21 protein-coding genes are annotated in these 21,689 nt (G+C 53.9%); 13 read left to right on the top strand and 8 right to left on the bottom strand.

Features of this window, described 5'->3' with window-relative positions; all coding sequences use genetic code 11:
* Positions 1 to 542 precede the first annotated feature (542 nt).
* From rpmH to mnmE, 4 genes are all read left to right on the top strand, one after another.
* On the top strand, positions 543 to 677 hold the full coding sequence (gene rpmH / locus LL947_RS14435) for a 50S ribosomal protein L34 (RefSeq protein WP_171702973.1): 135 nt from the start codon (positions 543 to 545) through the stop codon (positions 675 to 677).
* A 13-nt stretch (positions 678 to 690) separates the two neighbouring features.
* On the top strand, positions 691 to 1,098 hold the full coding sequence (rnpA, locus tag LL947_RS14430; protein WP_290823278.1) for a ribonuclease P protein component: 408 nt from the start codon (positions 691 to 693) through the stop codon (positions 1,096 to 1,098).
* A gap of 117 nt (positions 1,099 to 1,215) precedes the next feature.
* Positions 1,216 to 2,910 (top strand): membrane protein insertase YidC, encoded by a 1,695-nt coding sequence (gene yidC / locus LL947_RS14425; protein WP_499833562.1) that lies wholly within the window; start codon positions 1,216 to 1,218, stop codon positions 2,908 to 2,910.
* 110 nt (positions 2,911 to 3,020) lie between these two features.
* The gene (gene mnmE, locus LL947_RS14420; protein ID WP_499833561.1) at positions 3,021 to 4,391 is read left to right on the top strand and encodes a tRNA uridine-5-carboxymethylaminomethyl(34) synthesis GTPase MnmE; all 1,371 of its coding nucleotides are present in this window, start codon (positions 3,021 to 3,023) and stop codon (positions 4,389 to 4,391) included.
* A gap of 4 nt (positions 4,392 to 4,395) precedes the next feature.
* Here the strand turns inward: mnmE and LL947_RS14415 are convergent, their stop codons facing one another.
* From LL947_RS14415 to LL947_RS14380, 8 genes are all read right to left on the bottom strand, one after another.
* The gene (locus LL947_RS14415; RefSeq protein ID WP_499833560.1) at positions 4,396 to 5,241 is read right to left on the bottom strand and encodes a 23S rRNA (adenine(2030)-N(6))-methyltransferase RlmJ; all 846 of its coding nucleotides are present in this window, start codon (positions 5,239 to 5,241) and stop codon (positions 4,396 to 4,398) included.
* Positions 5,242 to 5,367: 126 nt separating this feature from the next.
* Positions 5,368 to 6,051, bottom strand: a complete 684-nt coding sequence (locus LL947_RS14410) for a YiaD family glycine zipper/OmpA-like lipoprotein (RefSeq protein ID WP_499833559.1) — start codon at positions 6,049 to 6,051, stop codon at positions 5,368 to 5,370.
* Positions 6,052 to 6,093: 42 nt separating this feature from the next.
* The gene (gene hemW, locus LL947_RS14405; RefSeq protein ID WP_499833558.1) at positions 6,094 to 7,272 is read right to left on the bottom strand and encodes a radical SAM family heme chaperone HemW; all 1,179 of its coding nucleotides are present in this window, start codon (positions 7,270 to 7,272) and stop codon (positions 6,094 to 6,096) included.
* On the bottom strand, positions 7,265 to 7,876 hold the full coding sequence (gene rdgB, locus LL947_RS14400; RefSeq protein ID WP_499833557.1) for an RdgB/HAM1 family non-canonical purine NTP pyrophosphatase: 612 nt from the start codon (positions 7,874 to 7,876) through the stop codon (positions 7,265 to 7,267). The genes hemW and rdgB overlap by 8 nt, the downstream gene beginning before the upstream one ends.
* 84 nt (positions 7,877 to 7,960) lie before the next feature.
* Complete coding sequence (gene hemL / locus LL947_RS14395) at positions 7,961 to 9,241, bottom strand: glutamate-1-semialdehyde 2,1-aminomutase (RefSeq protein WP_290822508.1); 1,281 nt, start codon at positions 9,239 to 9,241, stop codon at positions 7,961 to 7,963.
* A 75-nt stretch (positions 9,242 to 9,316) separates the two neighbouring features.
* On the bottom strand, positions 9,317 to 10,129 hold the full coding sequence (gene thiD, locus LL947_RS14390; protein WP_499833556.1) for a bifunctional hydroxymethylpyrimidine kinase/phosphomethylpyrimidine kinase: 813 nt from the start codon (positions 10,127 to 10,129) through the stop codon (positions 9,317 to 9,319).
* Positions 10,129 to 10,560 (bottom strand): protoporphyrinogen oxidase HemJ, encoded by a 432-nt coding sequence (hemJ, locus tag LL947_RS14385; RefSeq protein ID WP_499833555.1) that lies wholly within the window; start codon positions 10,558 to 10,560, stop codon positions 10,129 to 10,131. The genes thiD and hemJ overlap by 1 nt, the downstream gene beginning before the upstream one ends.
* A gap of 81 nt (positions 10,561 to 10,641) precedes the next feature.
* Complete coding sequence (locus LL947_RS14380) at positions 10,642 to 12,441, bottom strand: chloride channel protein (protein WP_404414928.1); 1,800 nt, start codon at positions 12,439 to 12,441, stop codon at positions 10,642 to 10,644.
* Between the two features lie 169 nt (positions 12,442 to 12,610).
* Between LL947_RS14380 and argC the strand changes: the two genes are divergently transcribed.
* The 9 genes from argC to LL947_RS14335 all read left to right on the top strand — a co-directional run bounded on the left by argC (position 12,611) and on the right by LL947_RS14335 (position 21,625).
* Complete coding sequence (argC, locus tag LL947_RS14375) at positions 12,611 to 13,639, top strand: N-acetyl-gamma-glutamyl-phosphate reductase (RefSeq protein ID WP_404418055.1); 1,029 nt, start codon at positions 12,611 to 12,613, stop codon at positions 13,637 to 13,639.
* A gap of 102 nt (positions 13,640 to 13,741) precedes the next feature.
* Positions 13,742 to 14,095 (top strand): iron-sulfur cluster insertion protein ErpA, encoded by a 354-nt coding sequence (gene erpA, locus LL947_RS14370; RefSeq protein ID WP_404414925.1) that lies wholly within the window; start codon positions 13,742 to 13,744, stop codon positions 14,093 to 14,095.
* 222 nt (positions 14,096 to 14,317) lie between these two features.
* Entirely contained in the window at positions 14,318 to 15,103 is a 786-nt protein-coding gene (locus tag LL947_RS14365) for a transporter substrate-binding domain-containing protein (RefSeq protein WP_499833554.1), read from the top strand.
* Between the two features lie 155 nt (positions 15,104 to 15,258).
* Complete coding sequence (locus LL947_RS14360; RefSeq protein WP_290822515.1) at positions 15,259 to 15,930, top strand: amino acid ABC transporter permease; 672 nt, start codon at positions 15,259 to 15,261, stop codon at positions 15,928 to 15,930.
* Between the two features lie 10 nt (positions 15,931 to 15,940).
* On the top strand, positions 15,941 to 16,699 hold the full coding sequence (locus LL947_RS14355) for an amino acid ABC transporter ATP-binding protein (RefSeq protein ID WP_499833553.1): 759 nt from the start codon (positions 15,941 to 15,943) through the stop codon (positions 16,697 to 16,699).
* 587 nt (positions 16,700 to 17,286) lie between these two features.
* A complete protein-coding gene (gene mnmG / locus LL947_RS14350) occupies positions 17,287 to 19,191 on the top strand; it encodes a tRNA uridine-5-carboxymethylaminomethyl(34) synthesis enzyme MnmG (RefSeq protein WP_290822519.1) in 1,905 nt (634 codons plus the stop codon).
* Positions 19,188 to 19,856 carry a 16S rRNA (guanine(527)-N(7))-methyltransferase RsmG gene (gene rsmG / locus LL947_RS14345; protein ID WP_290822521.1) on the top strand — a complete coding sequence of 223 codons (669 nt, stop codon included), beginning with the start codon at positions 19,188 to 19,190 and terminating at the stop codon, positions 19,854 to 19,856. The genes mnmG and rsmG overlap by 4 nt, the downstream gene beginning before the upstream one ends.
* Positions 19,853 to 20,620 (top strand): ParA family protein, encoded by a 768-nt coding sequence (locus tag LL947_RS14340; RefSeq protein WP_290822523.1) that lies wholly within the window; start codon positions 19,853 to 19,855, stop codon positions 20,618 to 20,620. The genes rsmG and LL947_RS14340 overlap by 4 nt, the downstream gene beginning before the upstream one ends.
* A gap of 66 nt (positions 20,621 to 20,686) precedes the next feature.
* On the top strand, positions 20,687 to 21,625 hold the full coding sequence (locus tag LL947_RS14335) for a ParB/RepB/Spo0J family partition protein (RefSeq protein ID WP_404414911.1): 939 nt from the start codon (positions 20,687 to 20,689) through the stop codon (positions 21,623 to 21,625).
* Positions 21,626 to 21,689: the final 64 nt, after the last annotated feature.

Here is a 21,689-nt window from a genome sequence, read left to right as displayed (position 1 = left end):
TCAACTCACCATCGGTTGAAAACGGCCAAATATTGTAGCGCCCCAGAAGCAAGTTATCCACACAAGTATCCACTCGGATTTATCTGTGGATAACCCCTTTGTCTTTATGGCTTGAGACCCTTGAATGGCCTGGGGAAAACTCCCCATAGGGGGGCAGAGCCGCGATTTATACACGCTTGAACCACAGCTAAACTACCGTTTAAGCACCGTTTATCCACAGTTTTTTTAATGTTTCAAAGTATTGATTAATAATCATTATTTTGAGTTACTCACAATTTCTATCCCCACTATTAATAACAGCATCAGGTAAAAAATAAATTATTACAATTGGCCCATAATGTGCTTCTTGCGTTGCATTGGAAGGCCCACCCTCGGACTGGCCGATGAGCCATTACAGGATTGTCCAGACAAAAAAATTGCACCTGGCGATCTAAAGCTCTACAATTTCCGGTCTTGAATTAGCGGTACCCGAGATGGTTACTGACTTGACCGGGCTCCTGAAATTGACGTTCCGTCCTAAAACCACGTGGGAATAACGAGTTATGAAACGCACCTTTCAACCTAGCGTTCTCAAGCGCAAGCGTACGCATGGCTTCCGTGCGCGTATGGCAACCAAAAGTGGCCGCGCCATTATCACGCGCCGCCGTGCCAAGGGCCGTAAGCGTCTGAGCGCCTGAATCCGGATTGCGTGTGCTCCGTCAAGGCTATCCCCGGTGTCTACGTTTGCTCAATGCTGGGGATTTCAGTCACGTTTTCGAACACGCTGATCTTAAGGTCCATGGCAAAGGCATGATGGCACTTGCACGTTGGAACACGCTCGGTCATCCTCGGCTTGGGCTTGTAGTCAGCAAGAAAAACGTGAAACTTGCCGTACAGCGCAATCGATTCAAACGCCTCGTCAGAGAATCTGTACGATTACGCCAACATCAGTTACCAATGCTTGACATTGTTGTTCTGGCAAGGCGCGGCGTACATGACCTTGACAACGACACGTTACATCGTCAGCTACATGGCATGTGGAAACGGCTGCAGCGTGAAGCGAGACAGTATGAGTGCGCAGGACAGGCATCACCAACAAGCACTCAGCATGACGCTTGACGATCATACAGCGCCGCTCGATCCAGGCCTGCCGTTTGGCAGGCTTTTGTGTGTCATAGGTCGAGTAAAAAAACACTGCACCATTAGCATGTTCACCACCCAGCGGGCAGACCCCTCATGGACGTAAAACGACTTATTCTCGTGATTCCATTAGCCTTACTGGCTTATTTACTGGTTGTGCAATGGAATCAGGACTACGGTCAACCGATTGACAATTCGTCCTCCAGCGACGTCGTGCAGCGAAGTGACAATGGTACGACGTCAGCTGACACACAGGACGACGACGGCGGTTTGACTGTACCTTCGAGTACTTCTCAGAGTGCGGACATCGAAGAAGGAATGTCTGCAGACGAGAGCACAACCGATAGCCGAGACTTTATTGCGGTGGCCACTGATGTGCTTGATGTACGCATCGACCCGCACGGTGGTGACATCCTCTATGCCGCCTTGCCTCAGCATAAGCTGCGCCTGGATTCCGATCGCAATTATGTATTGCTATCGGATAACGAGACACGCAGCTATGTCGCACGCTCCGGCCTACAGCTCAACGACGAGGCCAACCGAATCGTTTTCACCCCAGAGAGCAACGAATACTTGCTGAGTGATGACGACGATCAGGTAGTGGTGAATCTGCAGGCAGACGTTGACGGCATTGACATTACCAAGCGTTTGACCTTTGAACGCGGTAACTACGCCGTCGATGTTGACTATTATGTCGCCAACAATACCGAATCTTCGGTAAGTGCACGCTTTATTGGCCAACTGGCTCGCGATAACAGTGAAGATCCTTCCAGTGGCGTGGCACTGGGTATGAATTCCTACCTGGGTGCAGCCTTCTCGACGCCAGAGACGCGTTACGAGAAAGTGGATTTCAGTGATATCCAGGAAAACAAGTTTTCCAACCAGGAAGCTGAAGGGGGCTGGGTCGCCATTATCCAGCACTATTTTGTTTCAGCATGGGCACCCCCCCAGAATCAACAAAACCTCTACTACGCCACCACAGATTCACGTGGGCGCAATGTTGCAGCTTTCGCTGGACCGACCCTTCAGGTTGCCTCTGAAAATGAGGCCAATCTGAGTGCAACCCTCTATATGGGTCCCAAGATTCAGGATTATATGGAGCAGGTGGCCCCCAACCTGAAGCTTACCGTGGATTATGGCTGGCTCTGGTTTATTGCCAACCCTCTTTTCGTGGTGTTGGACACCATCCATGACATCGTTGGTAACTGGGGCTGGTCCATCGTTCTATTAACGGTACTGGTCAAGTTGGTACTGTTCCCGCTCTCTGCGAAAGCCTATAAATCCATGGCCCGGATGCGCAAACTCGGCCCGGAAATGCAGCGGCTTAAAGAGATGTATGGCGATGACCGCCAGAAGATGTCTCAGGAAATGATGAAGTTCTATCAGAAAGAGAAGATCAACCCACTCGGTGGTTGCCTTCCTATCCTGATTCAGATGCCGGTTTTCATCGCGCTGTACTGGATGTTGCTGGAATCGGTGGAACTCCGTCATGCTCCCTTCATGTTCTGGATTCAGGACCTCTCGGTGAAGGACCCGTTCTTCATCCTGCCGATCCTGATGGGGGCATCAATGTTCGTGCAGCAGATGCTTAACCCGACACCGCCAGACCCCACGCAGGCCAAGATCATGAAGATGCTGCCGATTATCTTCACGTTTTTCTTCCTGTGGTTCCCGGCGGGTCTGGTTATCTACTGGGTCGTCAACAACATCATTTCAGTGGCCCAGCAGTATTACATCACGCGCAAGGTTGAGAATGACCCGAGCATTGGCAAAGGCAAGAAAACCCGCTAAGCCATGTTTCTGATGGGTATCGTCAATACCTTCCAGACCCCCGCCCAGTGCGGGGGTCTGGCGTTTATAGCGGGATAAGCTCACTACACTTACTCATCTGTGAGGGCGTCATGTCAGCACCCCTGTATACCCCCGATACCATTGCCGCCCTGGCGACACCGCCTGGACGCGGTGGCGTCGGTATCATCCGCCTATCAGGCCCACATAGCACCGCTATCGCTGGAAACATACTCGGCTATCCACCCACGCCACGACAGGCTCATTATGGCCCTTTCCACGGCAAGGCGGGCATTATTGATCAAGGCATTGCCTTATATTTTGCCGGGCCGAATTCCTTTACGGGTGAAGACGTGCTGGAACTACAGGGGCACGGTGGACCCGTTATCATGGACATGTTGCTGGAACGCTGCCTGCAGTTGGGCGCCAGGCTGGCGCGTCCCGGCGAGTTCTCTGAACGCGCCTTCCTGAACGACAAGCTGGATCTGGCTCAGGCTGAGGCCATTGCCGACCTGATTGATGCCAACTCAAGGCATGCTGCTGAAAATGCGGTGCGTTCACTGCAGGGGGAGTTTTCCAATCTGGTGCATGCCCTTGTTCAGCAACTGATAGAACTGCGTGTCTACGTTGAAGCTGCTATCGACTTTCCTGAGGAAGAAATTGATTTCCTTGCCGATGGTCATGTAGCCCACCAGCTTCAGGGAGTGATGGCCGAACTGGAAAAAGTTCGTGCAGCTGCAGGCCAGGGGGCCTTGATGCGAGAAGGTATGAATGTGGTGATTGCGGGACGTCCCAATGCGGGAAAATCAAGCCTGCTCAACGCTCTGACCGAGCAGGACACTGCGATCGTAACCGACATTGCAGGCACTACCCGAGACGTATTGCGTGAACATATCCACCTTGATGGTATGCCTCTGCATGTTATTGATACGGCAGGATTGCGCGACACGCCGGATGCAGTGGAAAAGATTGGTGTGGCTCGCGCGTGGGCAGAAATAGAGGAAGCTGATCGTGTACTGCTGCTGGTCGATGCGTCCACCACCCAGGCAACTGACCCTTTCGATATCTGGCCGGAATTTGTTGAACGTCTGCCAGATCGCTCGCGCCTGACCCTGGTACGCAACAAGATCGATACCAGCCAGGAAGCCTCGGGAATTGATTTGTCCACCGTTTATCCGACCCTACGCCTTTCGGCGAAGACCGGTACAGGTATGGATAACCTGAAACAGCACCTGAAAGACATCATGGGTTACGCCACGACAACAGAAGGCCGCTTTTCAGCGCGTCGCCGCCATCTGGATGCGCTGGATCGCGCCCATGATGCCTTACAGGCAGGTCACTCCCAGCTTCAGGGCTATGGCGCCGGAGAACTCCTGGCCGAAGACCTGCGCGACGCTCAACAGGCGCTGGGCGAAATTACCGGTGACTTTAGCGCGGATGACCTGTTAGGCGAAATTTTTGGCAGTTTCTGCATCGGGAAATAAAAAGTCATTCTCCCACCAGCCAGTCGCTGTGATACTGGCTCCGCTCGCCCAGTAGCGGCGTGATTTCTGCCATGGCACTGGCCAGGCGCTCATCCAGTCCCCAGGGCGGGTTTACAATCAGCATGCCGCTGCCATACATGCCATATTGATCCGATCCTTGAGCGCGCTGTTTGAGCTCGCTACGCCATAGTTTGCGTACACCGCTGGCCTTCAAACTATTCAGCAGGGCCTGGTGAGCACCGGAAGGAAGCAAGGGGTACCAGATAAGCAGGACAGCATGACGCGTCTTGGACAGGGCCCGAACCGCCATTTCAGCCACTTCCTGGTATTCCTGTTTGCGCTCATAGCTGGGGTCGATCAACACACACAATCTGGGCGTGGCAACCGGCACCCGTTTGGCCAAACCGGCTAACCCATCGGCAAAAATTCGCTGAGTCTGTTCAGGAAGTGTCTGCGTATTAAGCTGCTCATGCTCACCGGGATGAAGTTCAAACAGGCTCAGCGCATCCTGTTGGCGTATCGCCCGCGATAACCACCAGGGGGAACCAGGATAATGGCTGAGCGCATTCGTACATGGCTGAGCCGCTTCCAGCTGGTTAAGCCAGGCGCCCAGCAAGGAATCTTCAAGCCTCTGGCGGGCTTGCCAGAGCGGCCAGATGCCATAGCGGTATTCTTTTAGGCGCTGAGTCTCTTGTCGGTCTAGCGGGTACAGGCCTCTGCCCGCATGAGTATCAATGAATGTAATCGCTGATTTTTTACGTAATAAATAATCCGCCACGGCGAAAAGCGTCAAATGCTTGTGCACATCGGCGAAATTGCCGGCGTGGTAGGCATGTTGGTAGGAAAGCATAACGTGTCCTTTGATAACGTAGTGGCGGATACAGCCTATGCGGCATCAACTGGGTGGTTATAATAAAAAACCCGCTATACCTGATGGATAGCGGGTTGAACTGCCCTGGAGAAAGGGTGAAGAAGATCAGGGCTGCTGATAATCACGTGCACCTTCTGTCGGGGTCAAGGTGATCTCTACGCGACGGTTCTGAGCACGCCCCTGTTCGCTATCATTGCTGGCCACTGGCTGTGTTTCACCATAGCCGCGGATATTCAAACGGCTACCTGATACACCATTCTGGTTAAGATAATTGCTGACCGACTGCGCCCGACGTTCAGAAAGACGCTGGTTATAGTCAGCATCTCCGGTGCTGTCGGTATGCCCTGCCACATTGACTCGGGTATCCGTGTACTCACGCAGTACATTGGAGACTTCATCAAGAGATGAGCGGGCCTGTGAAGTAAGATCGCTTGAGTCAAAGCCGAAAGTGACGCTGCTGGGCATATTGAGCACAATTTCATCACCTCGACGATCTATTTCAATTCGCGAGCCTTCAAGATTCTGGCGTAGTTGCTGTTCCTGACGATCCATATAAGCGCCGATGCCCGCCCCGGCGGCAGCGCCAACGGCAGCACCAATCAGGGCGCGGTCGCGGCGGCTGGTGCTGCCATCTCCGGAAAGTGCCCCCGCAGCAGCACCAATCGCGGTCCCTATTCCTGTGCCGGTCGTGGTGCTGGAACGCTGAGTGTTACCGCCATAAGGATCGGTTGCACAACCGGCAATGAAGATGACGGCCGCAAGGGGTGTCAGTAATCGATAGGGTCGCATTGCATACTCCTGGTATTCATGAGCCAGCCCGATTAGGGCAAATTATGCGTCACTGATCTCTGCCAGCAACTCATTCAAGAATAGTAGACCTTGAGGCGATGCTCTAAGCCTTTCCGACGTTTCCTCTAAAAGTCCTTTTTTGCTGGCACTTTCAAGGGTCTGTGTTAGCGCATCAAGAGGCTGCCCGGTGTGTGTCTGCCATGTCGCCATGGAGACCCCATCGCTCAGGCGCAGAGCATTCATGGCAAATTCCAGAGGAAGCTCCCGTTCAGGTATTGCCCGCTTTCCAGCAAGGAAGCCTCGCATATCGCCCCGGCGCTGCATATAGGCATCTGGCTGACGGGTTTTCCAGCGACGCTCGATTATCCATTGGCCATCTCGGGTAATATGGCTGAATTTGCCATGAGCCCCCGCCCCTATGCCCATATAATCACCAAACTGCCAGTAATTCAGGTTATGGCGGCTTGCCTTGCCTGGCGTTGAGTAGGCGGATATTTCATAACGTTTGAGCCCTGCCTGTTCCAGAACTTCATGCCCCGCGTCCTGAATATCCCAGAGGATGTCTTCATGTGGCAGTACGGGCGGAGCAGAATGAAAAGCGGTATTAGGTTCCAGGGTAAGCTGATACCAGGAGAGGTGCTCGGGCGCCAGTGCCAACGCCTGATTGAGATCTGCCATTGCACCATCAACGGTCTGCCCAGGCAGCCCGTGCATCAGATCAATGTTGATATTATCAAAACCGGCTGCACGTGCCTGAGCAACCGCCTTTATCGCCTCATCTCCGCTATGGATACGTCCAAGGGCGGCCAGCTGTTCAGGCTGAAAACTCTGCACACCCAGCGAAAGCCGATTGATACCCGCTTTACGATAACCGTGAAAACGCTCCTGCTCGGTCGTTCCGGGGTTGGCCTCCAGGGTGATTTCAATATCACCAGCAAACGGTAACTGACTGTCTATAGCGGTTAACAATTCTTGATAAAACTCAGGCAATAGCAGGCTTGGCGTGCCACCGCCAATAAAAATTGCTGCCAGCGGGCGTCCGGCCGCAAGTGGCAGGTCCTGCCTGAAATCTTCCAACAACGCTTCCAGATAGGCCGCTTCAGGTAATTTATCATGGTGAGGCTCATGAGAATTGAAATCACAGTAGGGGCACTTACGCACACACCAGGGGGTGTGGATATAGAGCGACAGCGGCGGAAGCTCGCACATTTGTTCAACCATGCGCCACCTGCAACGTCTCTACCAGTGCCTGCAGGGCACGCCCGCGATGGCTCAAGCGATTTTTCCTTTCAGCCGGTAATTCTGCAACCGTGGTTCCCTGATCAGGCAACCAGAAAAGTGGGTCATAGCCGAACCCCCCTTCGCCACGTGGCCCCGTCAGTATCTCGCCTTCCCAGCTGCGTTGAACAATGATGGGAACAGGGTCTTCAGGGTGACGCAAGTAAACCAGCACACACCAGTAACGCCCGCTACGCTGCCCTTCTGCATAATGGCTTAACGCTTCAAGCAGCTTGGCATTGTTACGTTCGTCGCTTTTGGGTTCACCACCATAACGCGCGGAATAAATACCCGGAGCACCGTCAAGCGCATCAACTTCCAGCCCGGAATCATCTGCCAGAGCTGGCAGACCGCTGGCCTGGCTGGCAGCACGTGCCTTGATCAAGGCATTTTCTACAAACGTCAGGCCGGTCTCCGGCACATCACCCACGCCAAAATCTGCCTGAGGGCGCACATCCAACCCCAGAGGAGACAGTAACTGATTGAATTCTCTGAGTTTACCAGCGTTTCCACTGGCAAGTACCAGCGTTGATGCAGGTGCTGTCATGACGGGTCTCCAAAATGAACTGAAAAAGCCGCTCCTTGGAACGGCTTGATACGAGTCAGTTTCATGAGTGATTGTTGGCCAGTACTACATGGTAGCAAAAGCTTTCTCGGCGGCGTCCAGGGTCAGCTGGATATCTTCTGCCGTGTGGGCGCTGGACATGAAACCCGCCTCGTAGGCGGAAGGGGCCAGATAAACGCCGTGATCCAGCATGGCAGTGAAGAAGCTTCTGAAGGCTTCTGGATCGCAGGCGGTTGCCTGGGCAAAGTTATCCACCCTGGATTGCGAGGTAAAGAAGATCCCGAACATGCCACCGGAGGATTGGGTGATCATCGGCACACCTGCAGCATCAGCGCGCTCCTTGAGTCCGTGGCAAAGCGTATCAACGCGCTGGGTCAAGGCATCATGAAAGCCGGGTACCTGAAGCTTGTTAAGCAGGGTCACCCCCGCCGCCATGGCCAGTGGGTTTCCGGACAGGGTGCCTGCGTGGTAGATGGGCCCAAGCGGTGAAATGTTTTCCATTATTTCCCGCTTGCCGCCAAAGGCCCCTACCGGCATACCACCACCGACGATCTTGCCCAGGCAGGTCAGGTCCGGAGTGACGCCATAGCGTGCCTGGGCGCCACCCAGCGCAATACGGAAACCGGTCATGACTTCATCGAAAATCAGCACGCTGCCGTGCTCATTGCAGACCCGGCGCAGGGTTTCAAGGAAACCTGGCTGAGGTGGAATGCAGTTCATGTTGCCGGACACCGGCTCGACGATAATACAGGCAATGCGGTCGCCGATTTCCTCAAAACAGGCTTCAACGCCATCCGGGTCATTGTAGGAAAGCGTGACGGTATGCTCTGCCAGTGCAGCGGGAACGCCAGGGGAACTCGGCTCACCATGAGTAAGCGCTCCGGAGCCGGCCTTGACCAGCAGCGAATCGGAGTGGCCGTGGTAATTGCCTTCAAACTTGACGATCTTGTCACGCCCGGTATAACCCCGTGCCAGGCGAATCGCCGACATGGTAGCTTCGGTGCCGGAACTGGTCATGCGCACCATTTCCATGCTGGGAATGATCTCGCAGATCAGGTCAGCCATGGTGGTTTCCGCTTCTGTGGGGGTACCAAAAGACAGGCCGCTATCCAGGCGTGAGCGAACAGCAGCCAGCACATCCGGATCGGCATGGCCGGTAATCATAGGTCCCCAGGAGCCGATATAATCAACATAGCGGCTACCTTCGACATCAAACAGATAGGCGCCCTGGGCACGCTCCATGAAGACCGGTGGACGGTGCATGCCCTTGAACGCTCTTACCGGTGAGTTAACACCGCCGGGAATATGACGGCTGGCTCGTTCAAACAGTTCTGCAGACGTGGTCATGGCGTCTTCTTCCTTTTATCTCTGAGGTGTTATCAAATCGGGATGATACAAGGACGCTAATTCAACAGGGTCGTGTCAAAAAAACAGAGGATTAAAAAAACGATCAGGTAATGCCTGACCCAAGTCAGGATGATACCCGTGAGACAAGCTTTGCCAGGTAAAGTGCTGCGCCTGTTCGCACGCAGTAAGTAAACGCTCACCTACGGCCAGGCGCGCGGCCAATGAGGAAGCAAGGGTGCAGCCCGACCCATGGAATTGCCCTGCCAGGCGCGGCCACTGCCATTGGCGCGTTGTGTCTGGCGTATGCAGGGTATGCACGACCTTGTGCCGGTCACAGCCTTGTAAAGGATCGTCAGTGGCCGTTACCAGTACGGCGCCACACCCCTGCTCCATCAGGGACACCACACGCTCAGTATCGTTGGCAAATGGGGGCAAGCCGGATGTCAGACGAGTCAGCTCTTCTCGGTTGGGGGTCAGCACATCGACCAGCGGCATCAGTTTGTCCACATAGGCCTGACTCAAACCGGCTGTGGATAACTCGGTTCCACCGCCGGCTTTCAGAACAGGATCGGCCACCACCGGAAGACCGGGAAAGCGGCGCAGGACCTGCTCAACAGCTTCCAGCACCTGGATATCCGCAATCAGCCCCAGCTTGATGGCCGCTATCGGCAGGGTATTCAAAGCCATGACCATCTCGAGGACTGAATGAGCACTGACCGGCATGACCTGCTGGACATTGTCACAATCCTGGACGGTCAATGCCGTTGGAACGGTCAGCGCCCAGCCACCGCTGGCGTTGATTGCTTCACTGTCAGCAACTATGCCAGCGCCGCCACTGGGATCATGCCCTGCCAACACCAGTACCACAGGAGGAAGGGAGCGTGACATCAGTACGGCTTGAGCACAGCAAGGATGGTGATAATGATCAATGCCACCACCGGGGCTTCATTAAACCAGCGGAAAAAGACATGGCTTTTCTTGCAGCGATCCTGTGCAAACTGTTTCAGGTAAATCAGGCAGACATGATGATAGGCAATCAAAAGGACCACCAGGAGTAGCTTGGTATGCATCCAGCCCTGGCTCAACCAGGCCGGATTTATGTAAAGCATCAGAATACCGAAGATCAACACAACAATCATGGAAGGCGTCATAATGCCACGGTAAAGCTTTCGCTCCATGACCTTGAAGGTTTCCATGCTGGTAGTCTCGCCTTTATCACGTGCCATGGCATGATAAACATACAGCCGTGGCAGATAGAACAAGGCAGCAAACCAGGTCACCATCGCTATCAGATGAATTGCTTTCGCCCATAAATACATGGTAACTCCTTTAAGGTCTTCTCAGTGGGGTAGCGTTTATGGCAATAGGTTAACGGCTGTTACTTATCATAAAAAAGATGATCAAGGCTTGTTGGCCTCATGACTGTCCATCGATCGCGGATCAGTATAATGATAATAACGTTCAATGGCCCCTCGGGTGATGATACCTGAAATTCGCCTCTGCCTGGGACGATAACCATGGACAACATACAAGGCGCCCAATGAATTATTCTGCAGCCTTATAAAGGCTTCGGAAAGGGTTGCTTGCAAGGCGATCGGCGCCATTTCCAGGCGTCTCCCCGGAATTTCCAAAAGATCTATCCTGTCATGTTTTTCATTAGCAGGCGCTTCGCTGGCGTCGTGCTCCATCAGCCAACGGGCCAGTTCCGCCGCTTTGAGTGCCAGCACGGGTTTTTCCTGGTTCGAACGTTCAATCACCAACCAGACAGGGTTGGTTTCCAGCAGCTTGCGGGCTTCTTTAACAGTAATCATCCGCCCGGTGCGGACGACGCTGCGCTCCATCACGGCAGGTACCGATACCCTCGACAATGCCTGCATCAATGGTTGCTGCAAGGGATGCAGACCATAACGCAGGCTACTGATAAAAAATCCTTCGCAGCCCGTCAGATGGCGTGAAGTCAAACAGGCCACTACGACCGCCAACATGCCTGGCAGCATGATATTCGGCGTATGAGTCAGCTCCAGCAGCGCCATCAAGGCAGCCAATGGCGCTTGCAGGACAGCCCCCATCATCGCTGCCATGCCCAGCATGGCAAAAATGCTCGGAGCAGCCGCTTTGTCCGGCCATAACCAGGCAATGAACAGGCCACATAAAGTTCCCATGGCCGCACCGATGACCAACACCGGGCCAATAATACCAATCGGTATACCGCCGGCAACGGTCAACGAAGTGAGCACTAACTTAATGGCCACCAGGGCAATCAGTACCGATACAGACAGCTGGTTATCCAGGGCAGCGGCTACACTGTCATAGCCGATACCCTGGACTTCAGGGAAAAACCACGCCGATGTTCCAGTCAAGACTCCCACAGCCCCCAGGCGCAGCCACAGGGGTTGTTGCTGTATCCAGGGGTTATGTGAAATACGGGTGAAGATTCCCGCCAGAATGCCGATCATCAACCCCATCATCACAATCCAGGGAAGGTTGAAAAAGGAGCCCAGCGCCACTTCCGGAATACTGAAAGCCGGTGCACTTCCGTAGACCAGTTGTGCTATCAGGGCACCCATGGTGGACGCCAGAATGACCGGCATGAAACTCATCAGAGTGTATTCCATCATCACCACCTCCATGGCAAAGATGACTCCGGCAATAGGCGTGTTGAACGAGGCTGAGATCCCCGCGGCAGTGCCACAGGCCACCAACACCCGCAGGCTGTTATTGGGCAGGCGCAGCTTGAGACCCAGCCCACTGGAGGCCGCAGCTCCCAGGTGAATGGCCGGGCCTTCCCGCCCGGCAGACAGGCCACCCAGCACCGATACCACCCCGACCCACCATTGATTCAACCAGTTACGCAAGGGGAACCGCCCCTGATGATACGTCAGGCGTTCGATAACATGGCTAACCCCTAGCTTGCGGGCTGCCACTTTCTGACGGTAAAGAAAGACGCCTACCAAGACTACCGCCAGCATTGGAAGAAGCGCGCGTAACACGGGTGACAGTGCTTCAAAGGCTTCCGGATTATTGTCCGGCATGTAGAGCGCCGCCCCGGTTTCCAGCAATAACCTAAAGCCCACCATCAAGGCACCCGTAATCACGCCTGAAAACAGACCCAGCACGCAAAGCTGGGGCAAGGCGTCAACATTGGCCAACTGCCGACGAAAATTTTCTAGGCTGAAACTGGACCGAGAAAAACGTGCCACGCGTCTTTTTCCTTGTGGTTAATAGCGTTATCCGTCAGGTGCAGAAGACACGACCTGACCTAATGTTCAGGCCTATCCTCTCTCTCATCCATGCTCTTGTGTATCATAGTCTCCATGATGAGAACACAAATCCTTGACGACCGGGATTCAGAACAGTAAGGAGCAGATGATGATTAACGTGGGCATTGTAGGTGGAACCGGTTATACCGGCGTGGAACTTCTCAGGTTGTTGTCGCAACATCCTGACGTTAGCGTCGAAGCTATCACGTCTCGTTCTGAAGCCGGTGTGAAGGTCGCGGATATGTACCCGAATCTGCGCGGACACTATGACCGGTTAACTTTCAGCGAACCCGATGCCGAACAGCTAGGCGCCATGGATGCGGTATTTTTCGCCACGCCCCATGGCGTGGCCCATGCACTGGCAGGCGAGCTGCTGGAGAAAGGCACTCGGGTGATTGATCTTTCCGCAGATTTTCGTCTGCGCGATGCAGATGAGTGGAGCCAGTGGTATGGTCAACCCCATGGCGCACCAGGGTTGCTCGGTGAAGCAGTTTACGGGCTGCCTGAAATGCACCGTGATGCCATTCGTCAGGCGCGCCTGATTGCAGTACCCGGCTGTTATCCCACCGCCGTGCAACTGGGCTACTTACCGCTTTTGGAAGCGGGTCTGATCAACCCTGAACAGCTGATTGCCGATTGTAAATCCGGGGTAACCGGTGCAGGCCGCGGCGCCAAGGTGCCTTCACTGCTGGCTGAAGCCAGCGAATCAATGAAAGCCTACGGTGCAGGTGGCCACCGCCATCTACCGGAAATCCGTCAGGGTCTGGGTGACATCCATGGCCAGGCCGTCAAGCTGACTTTTGTACCTCATCTGACCCCAATGATTCGCGGCATCCACGCGACTCTCTACGGGCAGCTGAACGCCGACCCTCAGGACCTCCAGGTACTTTTTGAACAACGTTATGCCCATGAACCTTTCGTTGATGTCATGCCTGTGGGCAACCATCCGGAAACCCGCAGTGTCAAAGGCATCAATACCTGTCGCCTGGCAGTTCATCGTCAGGGTAATACCATCATCGTGCTGTCGGTAATTGATAACCTGGTCAAGGGCGCCTCAGGGCAAGCCATCCAGAACCTTAATCTGATGTTTGGTCTGCCTGAAACCCACGGCCTTGAAGCACCCGCACTGCTACCCTGATCATGGGACAGTAAAAATCTTTTCCGGTAAAAGTTGACCCTTTTACTGGGAATTATTCATAATCAGTTTCAACTCTCGAACGTTCGCTCACGGGAGGTATCCATGAGCAGTGCAGAATCCTTTGTCCCAACCCCCTTGCTTCTATCCGGCAGTGCCCGCACACGCATCAAGGCACTGATGGCAGAAGAAGGCAAACCTGAACTCAAGCTGCGCGTCTATGTGACGGGCGGTGGCTGTTCAGGTTTTCAGTACGGATTTGATTTCGCTGAAAATATCGCAGAAGACGACACTGTCATTGAGTTTGGTGAGGCCACCCTGGTGGTTGATCCGCTGTCCTATCAGTATCTGGTCGGTTCAACGGTGGATTTTGAAGAAGGCCTGGCCGGCGCCCGGTTCCGTATACAGAACCCGAATGCTACCACCACCTGTGGCTGTGGGGCATCCTTCATGGTCTGACCATAAACTGAAGATTCCAGTATTTTTCCAGCCAGATAAAACTGGCTGGAGACGATCATTCGTCTATTCAGCGTTTATGTGTTTCCTTCCCCGTAACTTGACGCCATGTCCGTTTCTCGCCAAGGTTAATAGGTCAACGTCAGACTATTACTTTAATTTATCAGGCATTTACACCCATTAAACCCATGTGGTGGGTTCACATGCCGAGCACGGGGAAAACACATGAATAATACGATGACCACCAATCTGTCCAAAACCCTTATATCCAGCGCGATTGCACTGGCGATTGGAAGCTCAAGTGCCGCAATGGCGCAGGATATGCCCGTCGTCGACGTGGCCACCGACCCAAGTTTCGTTCCGTTTGAAATGATGGATTCCGAAACCGGTGAAATGATCGGCTTTGATATGGACATGATCGATGAGATCGCCGAGCGTGCCGGGTTTGAAGTCAACCTGACCACCATGGAATTCTCCGGCATCATCCCCGCTGTTCAGACGGGCAGCCAGGAAATTGCCATTGCCGGTGTCACCATCACTGACGAACGCGCAGAAATCGTCAATTTTTCTGATCCCTACTACGATTCCGGTCTGCGCATTATCGTCCGTGACGATAACGACGATGTGGCCACCATTGATGACCTTGAAGGCATGTCGATTGGTACCAAGATTGGCTCGACCAGTTATGACTTCCTGCAGGAAAAATTTGGCGATGATGCCGATATCACCCCCTATCCGGGCACCTCGGATATGTATATGGCACTGCTGGGGCGCAACGTGGACGCCGCCTTCTACGATGCGCCGAACGTTGCATACTTCTCAGAAACTCGGGGCGAAGGGCGTACCAAGGTCGTCGGACCGCTCTATGAAGGTCAGCAATACGGCATCGTTTTCAACCAGGATAGTGAATGGCTAGAGCCTGCCAATGAAGCACTGGCCGCCATGCGGGACGATGGCACCTACGACGAGATTTACACCAAGTGGTTTGGCGAATCTCCTGACAGTGAATAAGCAATGTCTGTTGGCTGTCTGAAACTGACCGCTTAACGGCTATCCGAATCGCAGGATAATGCCGGAACATTGCTGATCAGGGCCGGGTTATCTGACTCGGCCCTGTGTCATTTCAGGGTCTCTTTATTACAAGGTCGCTTTTCTGGAGATCGCGCGTGGATAGTACATTTCAGTTTGATTGGGGCGCCGCTTTCGGCTCAATTCCCCATCTGTTGCCGGGTATTCCATGGACATTACTGATTTCTTTTGGTGGCCTGGCATTCGGTTTCTTTATCGGTATATTTTTTGGTCTTCTGCGTATCAGCCCCATCCGCTGGCTGCGCTGGCCAGCCATCCTGTACATCGAGGTATTTCGCGGCACCCCGATTCTCGTTCAGGTGCTCTTTATCTTTTATGGCTTACCACAGTTGATAGGCAGTCCCATCAACGCTCTGACTGCAGGTATTGCGGCCATTGCCGTCAACTCGGGTGCCTATATCTCAGAGATCGTGCGAGGTGGCGTTCAATCCATGGAGCGCGGTCAGCGTGAGGCCTCTCTCTCCCTGGGGCTATCAAGAACCCAGGCGTTTCGCTATGTCATCTGGCCGCAGGCCTTTCGGCGCATGATCCCCTCTCTGGGCAATCAGGGCATCATCAGCATCAAGGATACTTCCCTGTTTTCAGTGATCGGCGTGGGTGAACTGGTACGCCAGGGGCAGATCTACATCGCCACTACCTTCACGGCCATGGAGGTCTATCTGATGGTGGCCATGCTTTACCTGATAATCACCTGGTCGCTTTCAATCCTGCTGCGCCAACTGGAGCGCAGAGGCCTGGCAGGACAATAAGGACGCAGATATGAAAGATTCGACGCAGCCTATCGTCACCATGCAGAAACTGAACAAGCACTTTGGCAGCCTGCATGTTCTCAAGGATATCAACCTGGAAATCGTGCCGGGTGAAGTCGTCGTTGTGATCGGCGCCAGCGGTTCAGGTAAATCGACTCTGATCCGCTGTATCAACGGCCTGGAAGAGTTTCAGTCCGGTAACCTCACCGTTGATGGCCATGATCTCATGCCCTTTGGTAAAAGCACCAAGGCGCTGCAGAAAATCCGCACTGAAGTCGGCATGGTATTCCAGCAGTTCAATCTCTTTCCGCATCTCAGTGTTCGCGACAATATCACCCTCGCACCGATGAAAGTACGCGGCTGGAATCGTGAAGACGCCGAGCAAACGGCCATGCGCCTGCTTGAACGGGTGGAGATTGCTGACCAGGCCGAAAAATCGCCCACCCAGCTTTCAGGTGGCCAGCAGCAACGGGTGGCCCTGGCCCGTGCACTGGCCATGGAACCGCGCCTGATGCTGTTTGATGAGCCGACATCCGCCCTTGATCCGGAAATGATTGGTGAAGTGCTGGATGCCATGCGTGAACTGGCCAAGGAAGGCATGACCATGGTGATTGTCACCCACGAAATGGGCTTTGCCCGTGAAGTCGCTGACCGCGTTATCTATATCCATAAGGGTGAGATTACCGAGCAGGGGCCGCCGCAACAGTTATTCGATCAACCTCAGCACGAACGTACTCGATCCTTCCTGGCCAGGGTGCTGAAACACTGACACCCCTATCAATACACAGGCTGTCGGAAAGGTGCTTTAGGCACCCAGAAAGGCACGTCTAAACCCGCTAATTTATTGCCTGTCCCTGTGACAGGCTTTTTTTTGCCTGTGGATAATAAATTTTGTCAGCTGCTGCGCAACCTGCGTATCCGCGTCTGTGACGGTCACTACAGCGATGCAACGCCAGATTGATCACTTGTTCACAGCTAGGCTTACAACCCATGTACGGGTCGGTGGATAAACAGGGTTTAATTTGCCCTGTGGGTAAGTTGCTATTTGATCCACAGGATCATGACGCTTTATACCCGCGTCCTACGCAACTCATATACACCCTTATCAACAGTATAAGTAATTGTAATTAAAAGAATATAACTGCTTAACCACAGTTTTTATCCACACCAGTAGTAACAGCATTTACAGAAGTTCTTTTATTTAATATCTACATTATTATTAAAAGAGGGCGGTTGTGTCACTGCCAGTGTGGAAAAACCTGACGGTTACCCACAGGAGGTTTATACTGTTCGGCCAGATCACAGCGGCGATCACTTAATCAACGCGTTGCCGCCCAACATTCAGGATGAGATGTCATGAACTATCCCGACCGCTTTGACGTTATTGTCATCGGCGGGGGCCATGCGGGAACCGAAGCCGCATTGGCCTCTGCTCGTATGGGCTGTCAAACACTGTTGCTGACCCACAATGTTGAAACCCTGGGCCAGATGTCCTGCAATCCCGCCATCGGCGGGATTGGTAAAAGTCATCTGGTCAAAGAAATTGATGCACTTGGCGGAGCAATGGGGCTGGCAACAGATCTGGCTGGTATCCAGTTCCGAGTTCTCAATGCCCGCAAGGGTCCAGCGGTGAGGGCTACCCGTGCTCAGGCTGATCGGATTCGCTATAAGGCAGCGATCCGCGGTCTGCTGGAAAACCAGCCCAACCTGACTATTTTTCAACAGGCTGCAGGCGACCTGATTGTTGAAAATGACACTGCCAAAGGCGTAGTGACCGAAACCGGCATACGTTTTCACGCCGAATCCGTGGTGTTATGCACAGGTACTTTTCTCGGTGGCGTCATGCATATCGGGCTGGACAACAGCCATGGTGGCCGCGCAGGCGACCCGCCTTCCAACGCACTGGCAGACCGCCTGAGAGCTCTGCCGTTACGGGTTGACCGCCTGAAAACCGGTACCCCCCCGCGCCTGGATGCCAAAACCGTCGATTTCAAACAGCTTGAGGAACAACCTGGCGATACACCGACTCCTGTGATGTCCTATCTGGGCAATCAGGCGATGCATCCACGCCAGGTGAGTTGCCATATTGCCCAAACCAATCCCCAGACCCACGAGCTCATTCTGGCCAATCTGGATCGTTCACCAATGTATTCCGGAACGATTGAAGGCATAGGGCCGCGTTATTGCCCGTCGATCGAAGACAAAGTGCATCGCTTTGCTGACAAATCCAGTCACCAGATCTTCATCGAACCAGAAGGGCTGGATACTCATGAGCTGTATCCCAACGGTATTTCCACCTCACTGCCTTTCGATATTCAGTTGCGGGTGGTACGTTCTATCAAAGGGTTGGAAAATGCCCATATCACCCGGCCCGGCTACGCCATTGAGTATGATTTCTTTGATCCCCGTGATCTGAAACACTCACTGGAAACCAAATTTATCCACAGCCTGTTTTTTGCTGGGCAGATCAATGGCACCACCGGCTATGAAGAAGCGGGCGCTCAAGGTCTCTTGGCCGGGCTAAACGCTGCCCGCCGTGCTAAAGGCCTCGACGCCTGGTGGCCACGCCGTGACGAAGCTTATCTGGGTGTCCTGGTAGATGACCTGATCACCTTGGGCACCAAAGAGCCCTACCGCATGTTTACCTCACGGGCTGAATACCGTCTCTTGCTGCGAGAAGACAACGCTGATCTGCGTCTGACGGCGATTGGCCATCAATTGGGCCTGGTGGATGAAAATCGCTGGCAAATGTTCAGCCGCAAACGTGAAGCCATTGAACGTGAAAACCAGCGCCTTGAATCCACCTGGGTTCAACCCGGTTCGGCGGCTGCCGAACAGCTGATACCCAAGATTGGTAATCCTCTGAGCCGTGAATATCGCCTGAGCGATTTGCTCAAACGCCCGGAGCTTGTCTATTCGGACGTTGCTGAACTGCCCGGTATCGAGGGTCAGGCAGTCAAGGAAGCTGATGTCACTGAACAGGTGCAGATCCAGGCCAAATATCAGGGATATATCAACCGTCAACAGGACGAGATTGATAAACTCAAACGCCATGAGGCCACGTTGCTACCGGAAGACATTGACTATCTTCAGGTAGAGGGACTTTCCAATGAAATTCGTCAGAAGCTGGCAGACACGCGTCCCCAGACGCTGGGTCAAGCGGCACGCATTTCGGGTGTAACACCTGCTGCCGTCTCGATTCTACTGATCCACCTGAAAAAACGTCGGCTGATCGAAAACAGTGAGGTCGCGGCGGGATGAGTGGTTTGAATATCCTGCTACACTCACTTACCGACGATGTTAAAGAACAGTTGGATAAGGGGCTGGCCAAGCTTGGCCTGGTGACCACGGCTGAACAGCTCAATCAGTTACTGGGACTTCTGGCTCTGTTGCACAAGTGGAATCGGGCTTATAACCTCACGGCGGTAAGGGATATCCGTGACATGGTTTCCCGTCACCTGCTGGACAGTGCTTCGGTCTCGCCTTTTGTCAGCGGTCCCCGTCTTTTGGATGTAGGGTCAGGCCCAGGCTTTCCCGGCCTGGTACTGGCAATTCTCAACCCTGATCTTGCAGTGACACTGGTTGACAGCAATGGCAAAAAAGTACGCTTCCAGCGTCAGGCCGTCATGGAACTGGGTATTAATAACGTGACCCCCGTGCAGACCCGGGTGGAGACGTTTGCAGCCGGTACTTTTGACCAGGTGATTTCGCGTGCCTTTGCCAGTCTGGGTGATTTTATTGGTCTGACACGGGCACTCCCGACAAGCGAAGGACAGTGGCTAGCGATGAAAGGGCCTGGCGTGGAACATGAGCTTGACACCCTACCTGATGATATTGCTCTACAGGCCCATCACTTGTTGCAGGTGCCCTATGATGCCGCTCAGCGGCAGCTACTGATCCTGACCCGAAAGGAGTTGTGTAAGTGAGCCAGATCATTGCCTTGACCAATCAAAAAGGCGGCGTTGGCAAAACCACCTCAGCCGTTAATCTGGCTGCCAGCCTTGCCACTCTGGATCGCCGTGTATTACTTGTTGACCTGGACCCACAGGGTCACGCCAGTATGGGAAGCGGCATTGATAAACACGCGCTGGAAGCCAGCGTACTGGATGTGCTGGTAGGGGATGCCCAGGCAAAGGACATCATTATCGGCAAACTTCGTGCAGGGTTTGATGTATTGCCCGGTAACGGTGATCTTACCGCTGCTGAAGTGGAGCTGCTTGATGCTGAGAACCCTCAGAGCCGGTTGGCCTCTGCTCTCAAGAAAGTGTCAGATGAGTATGATGTTATACTGATTGACTGCCCACCGTCGCTGAACATGCTGACAGTCAACGCCCTGACAGCCGCTGACGGGGTGCTGATTCCTCTGCAGTGCGAGTTCTATGCGCTCGAAGGCCTCTCGGCGCTGCTTGATACGATTGAACAGATCAAGGAAAGTGTTAACCCGCAGCTGGCCGTTTCCGGGATTCTGCGTACCATGTATGACAAGCGCACCAGCCTGACCCGCGAAGTGGATAAGCAGTTGCGCGAGTATTTTGGTGATGCCCTGCTAAAAGCCACGATTCCGCGTAATATCAAGGTAGCCGAAGCGCCCAGTCACGGCATACCCGTTACCAGGTATGCGCGTCTTTCGCGCGGTAGTCAGGCGTATCGGATACTGGCCAAGGAACTGATCAAGCGGCTGTCACTTTAACCCGAACCTGGTTGGCATAGGGGTTATGGCGCATAGACTTAATCCGTTGATTAACGAGGGAAAGCAATGACGCAAAAACGTGCGTTGGGACGCGGACTGGATGCCCTGATTGGCGCTGGTGCACGGCGTCGTAGCAGTCTGGAACTCCCCAGTGACAATGTGCCCCGGGCTGAGCAGGACGGTCAGCAACTGGCAGACGCTTATCACACGTCCGGTGTTGACGGGGAACGCCTGGAACGTTTGCCTCTCGGCCAGCTAACACGAGGTAAATATCAGCCTCGTCGGGATATCCAGCCAGAAGCTTTGGAAGAACTGGCTGATTCGATTCGTGCTCAAGGGGTTATGCAACCCATCGTTGTCCGCCCGGTGGGCGACGCCCGCTATGAAATCATTGCCGGCGAACGGCGCTGGCGGGCAGCACAACTGGCTGAACTGGATGTTATCCCTGCGGTGATCCGCGATGTCAGTGATGATACGGCACTGGCGCTGGCCCTGATTGAAAATATCCAACGCGAAAACCTGAACGTCGTGGAAGAAGCCATGGCGCTCAAACGTCTGGGCGATGATTTTGAGCTGACCCAGCAGCAGATTGCAGATGCGGTGGGGAAATCCCGCACCCAGGTGGCTAACCTGCTGCGCTTGCTGGCCTTGGACCCGGAGGTCCAGACCCTGCTGGAGCGCGGTGACCTGGATATGGGCCATGCCCGTGCCCTACTTTCTTTAGGAGCAGTCCAGCAGCGCCAGCTGGCTCATGAAGTGGTCAATAATGACCTGACCGTGCGTGCTACCGAAGCGCTGGTCAAAAAGTATCAAACGCAGGGTGAGCCAGCGCGGGCACAAAGCCGTCAGGCTCAGTCTCCTGATGTGGCAAGACTGGAAACCCGGTTAAGTGAGCGTCTGGGCGCACCGGTATCGATCCAGCACGGCCAGAAAGGTAAGGGCAAACTGACTATCCGTTACACCAGCCTGGAAGAACTGGACGGTATTCTGGAGCATATTCAATAAGATTAGGATGATCGGTGTGAGACCACTGGGATGTTGACAATTCTTCCCCCTTTGGTCGCAAGTT

Source organism: Halomonas sp. BLK-85 (assembly GCF_044792155.1).
Classification (GTDB): Bacteria; Pseudomonadota; Gammaproteobacteria; order Pseudomonadales; family Halomonadaceae; genus Vreelandella.
This window is presented reverse-complemented; position numbering and strand designations above follow the sequence as displayed.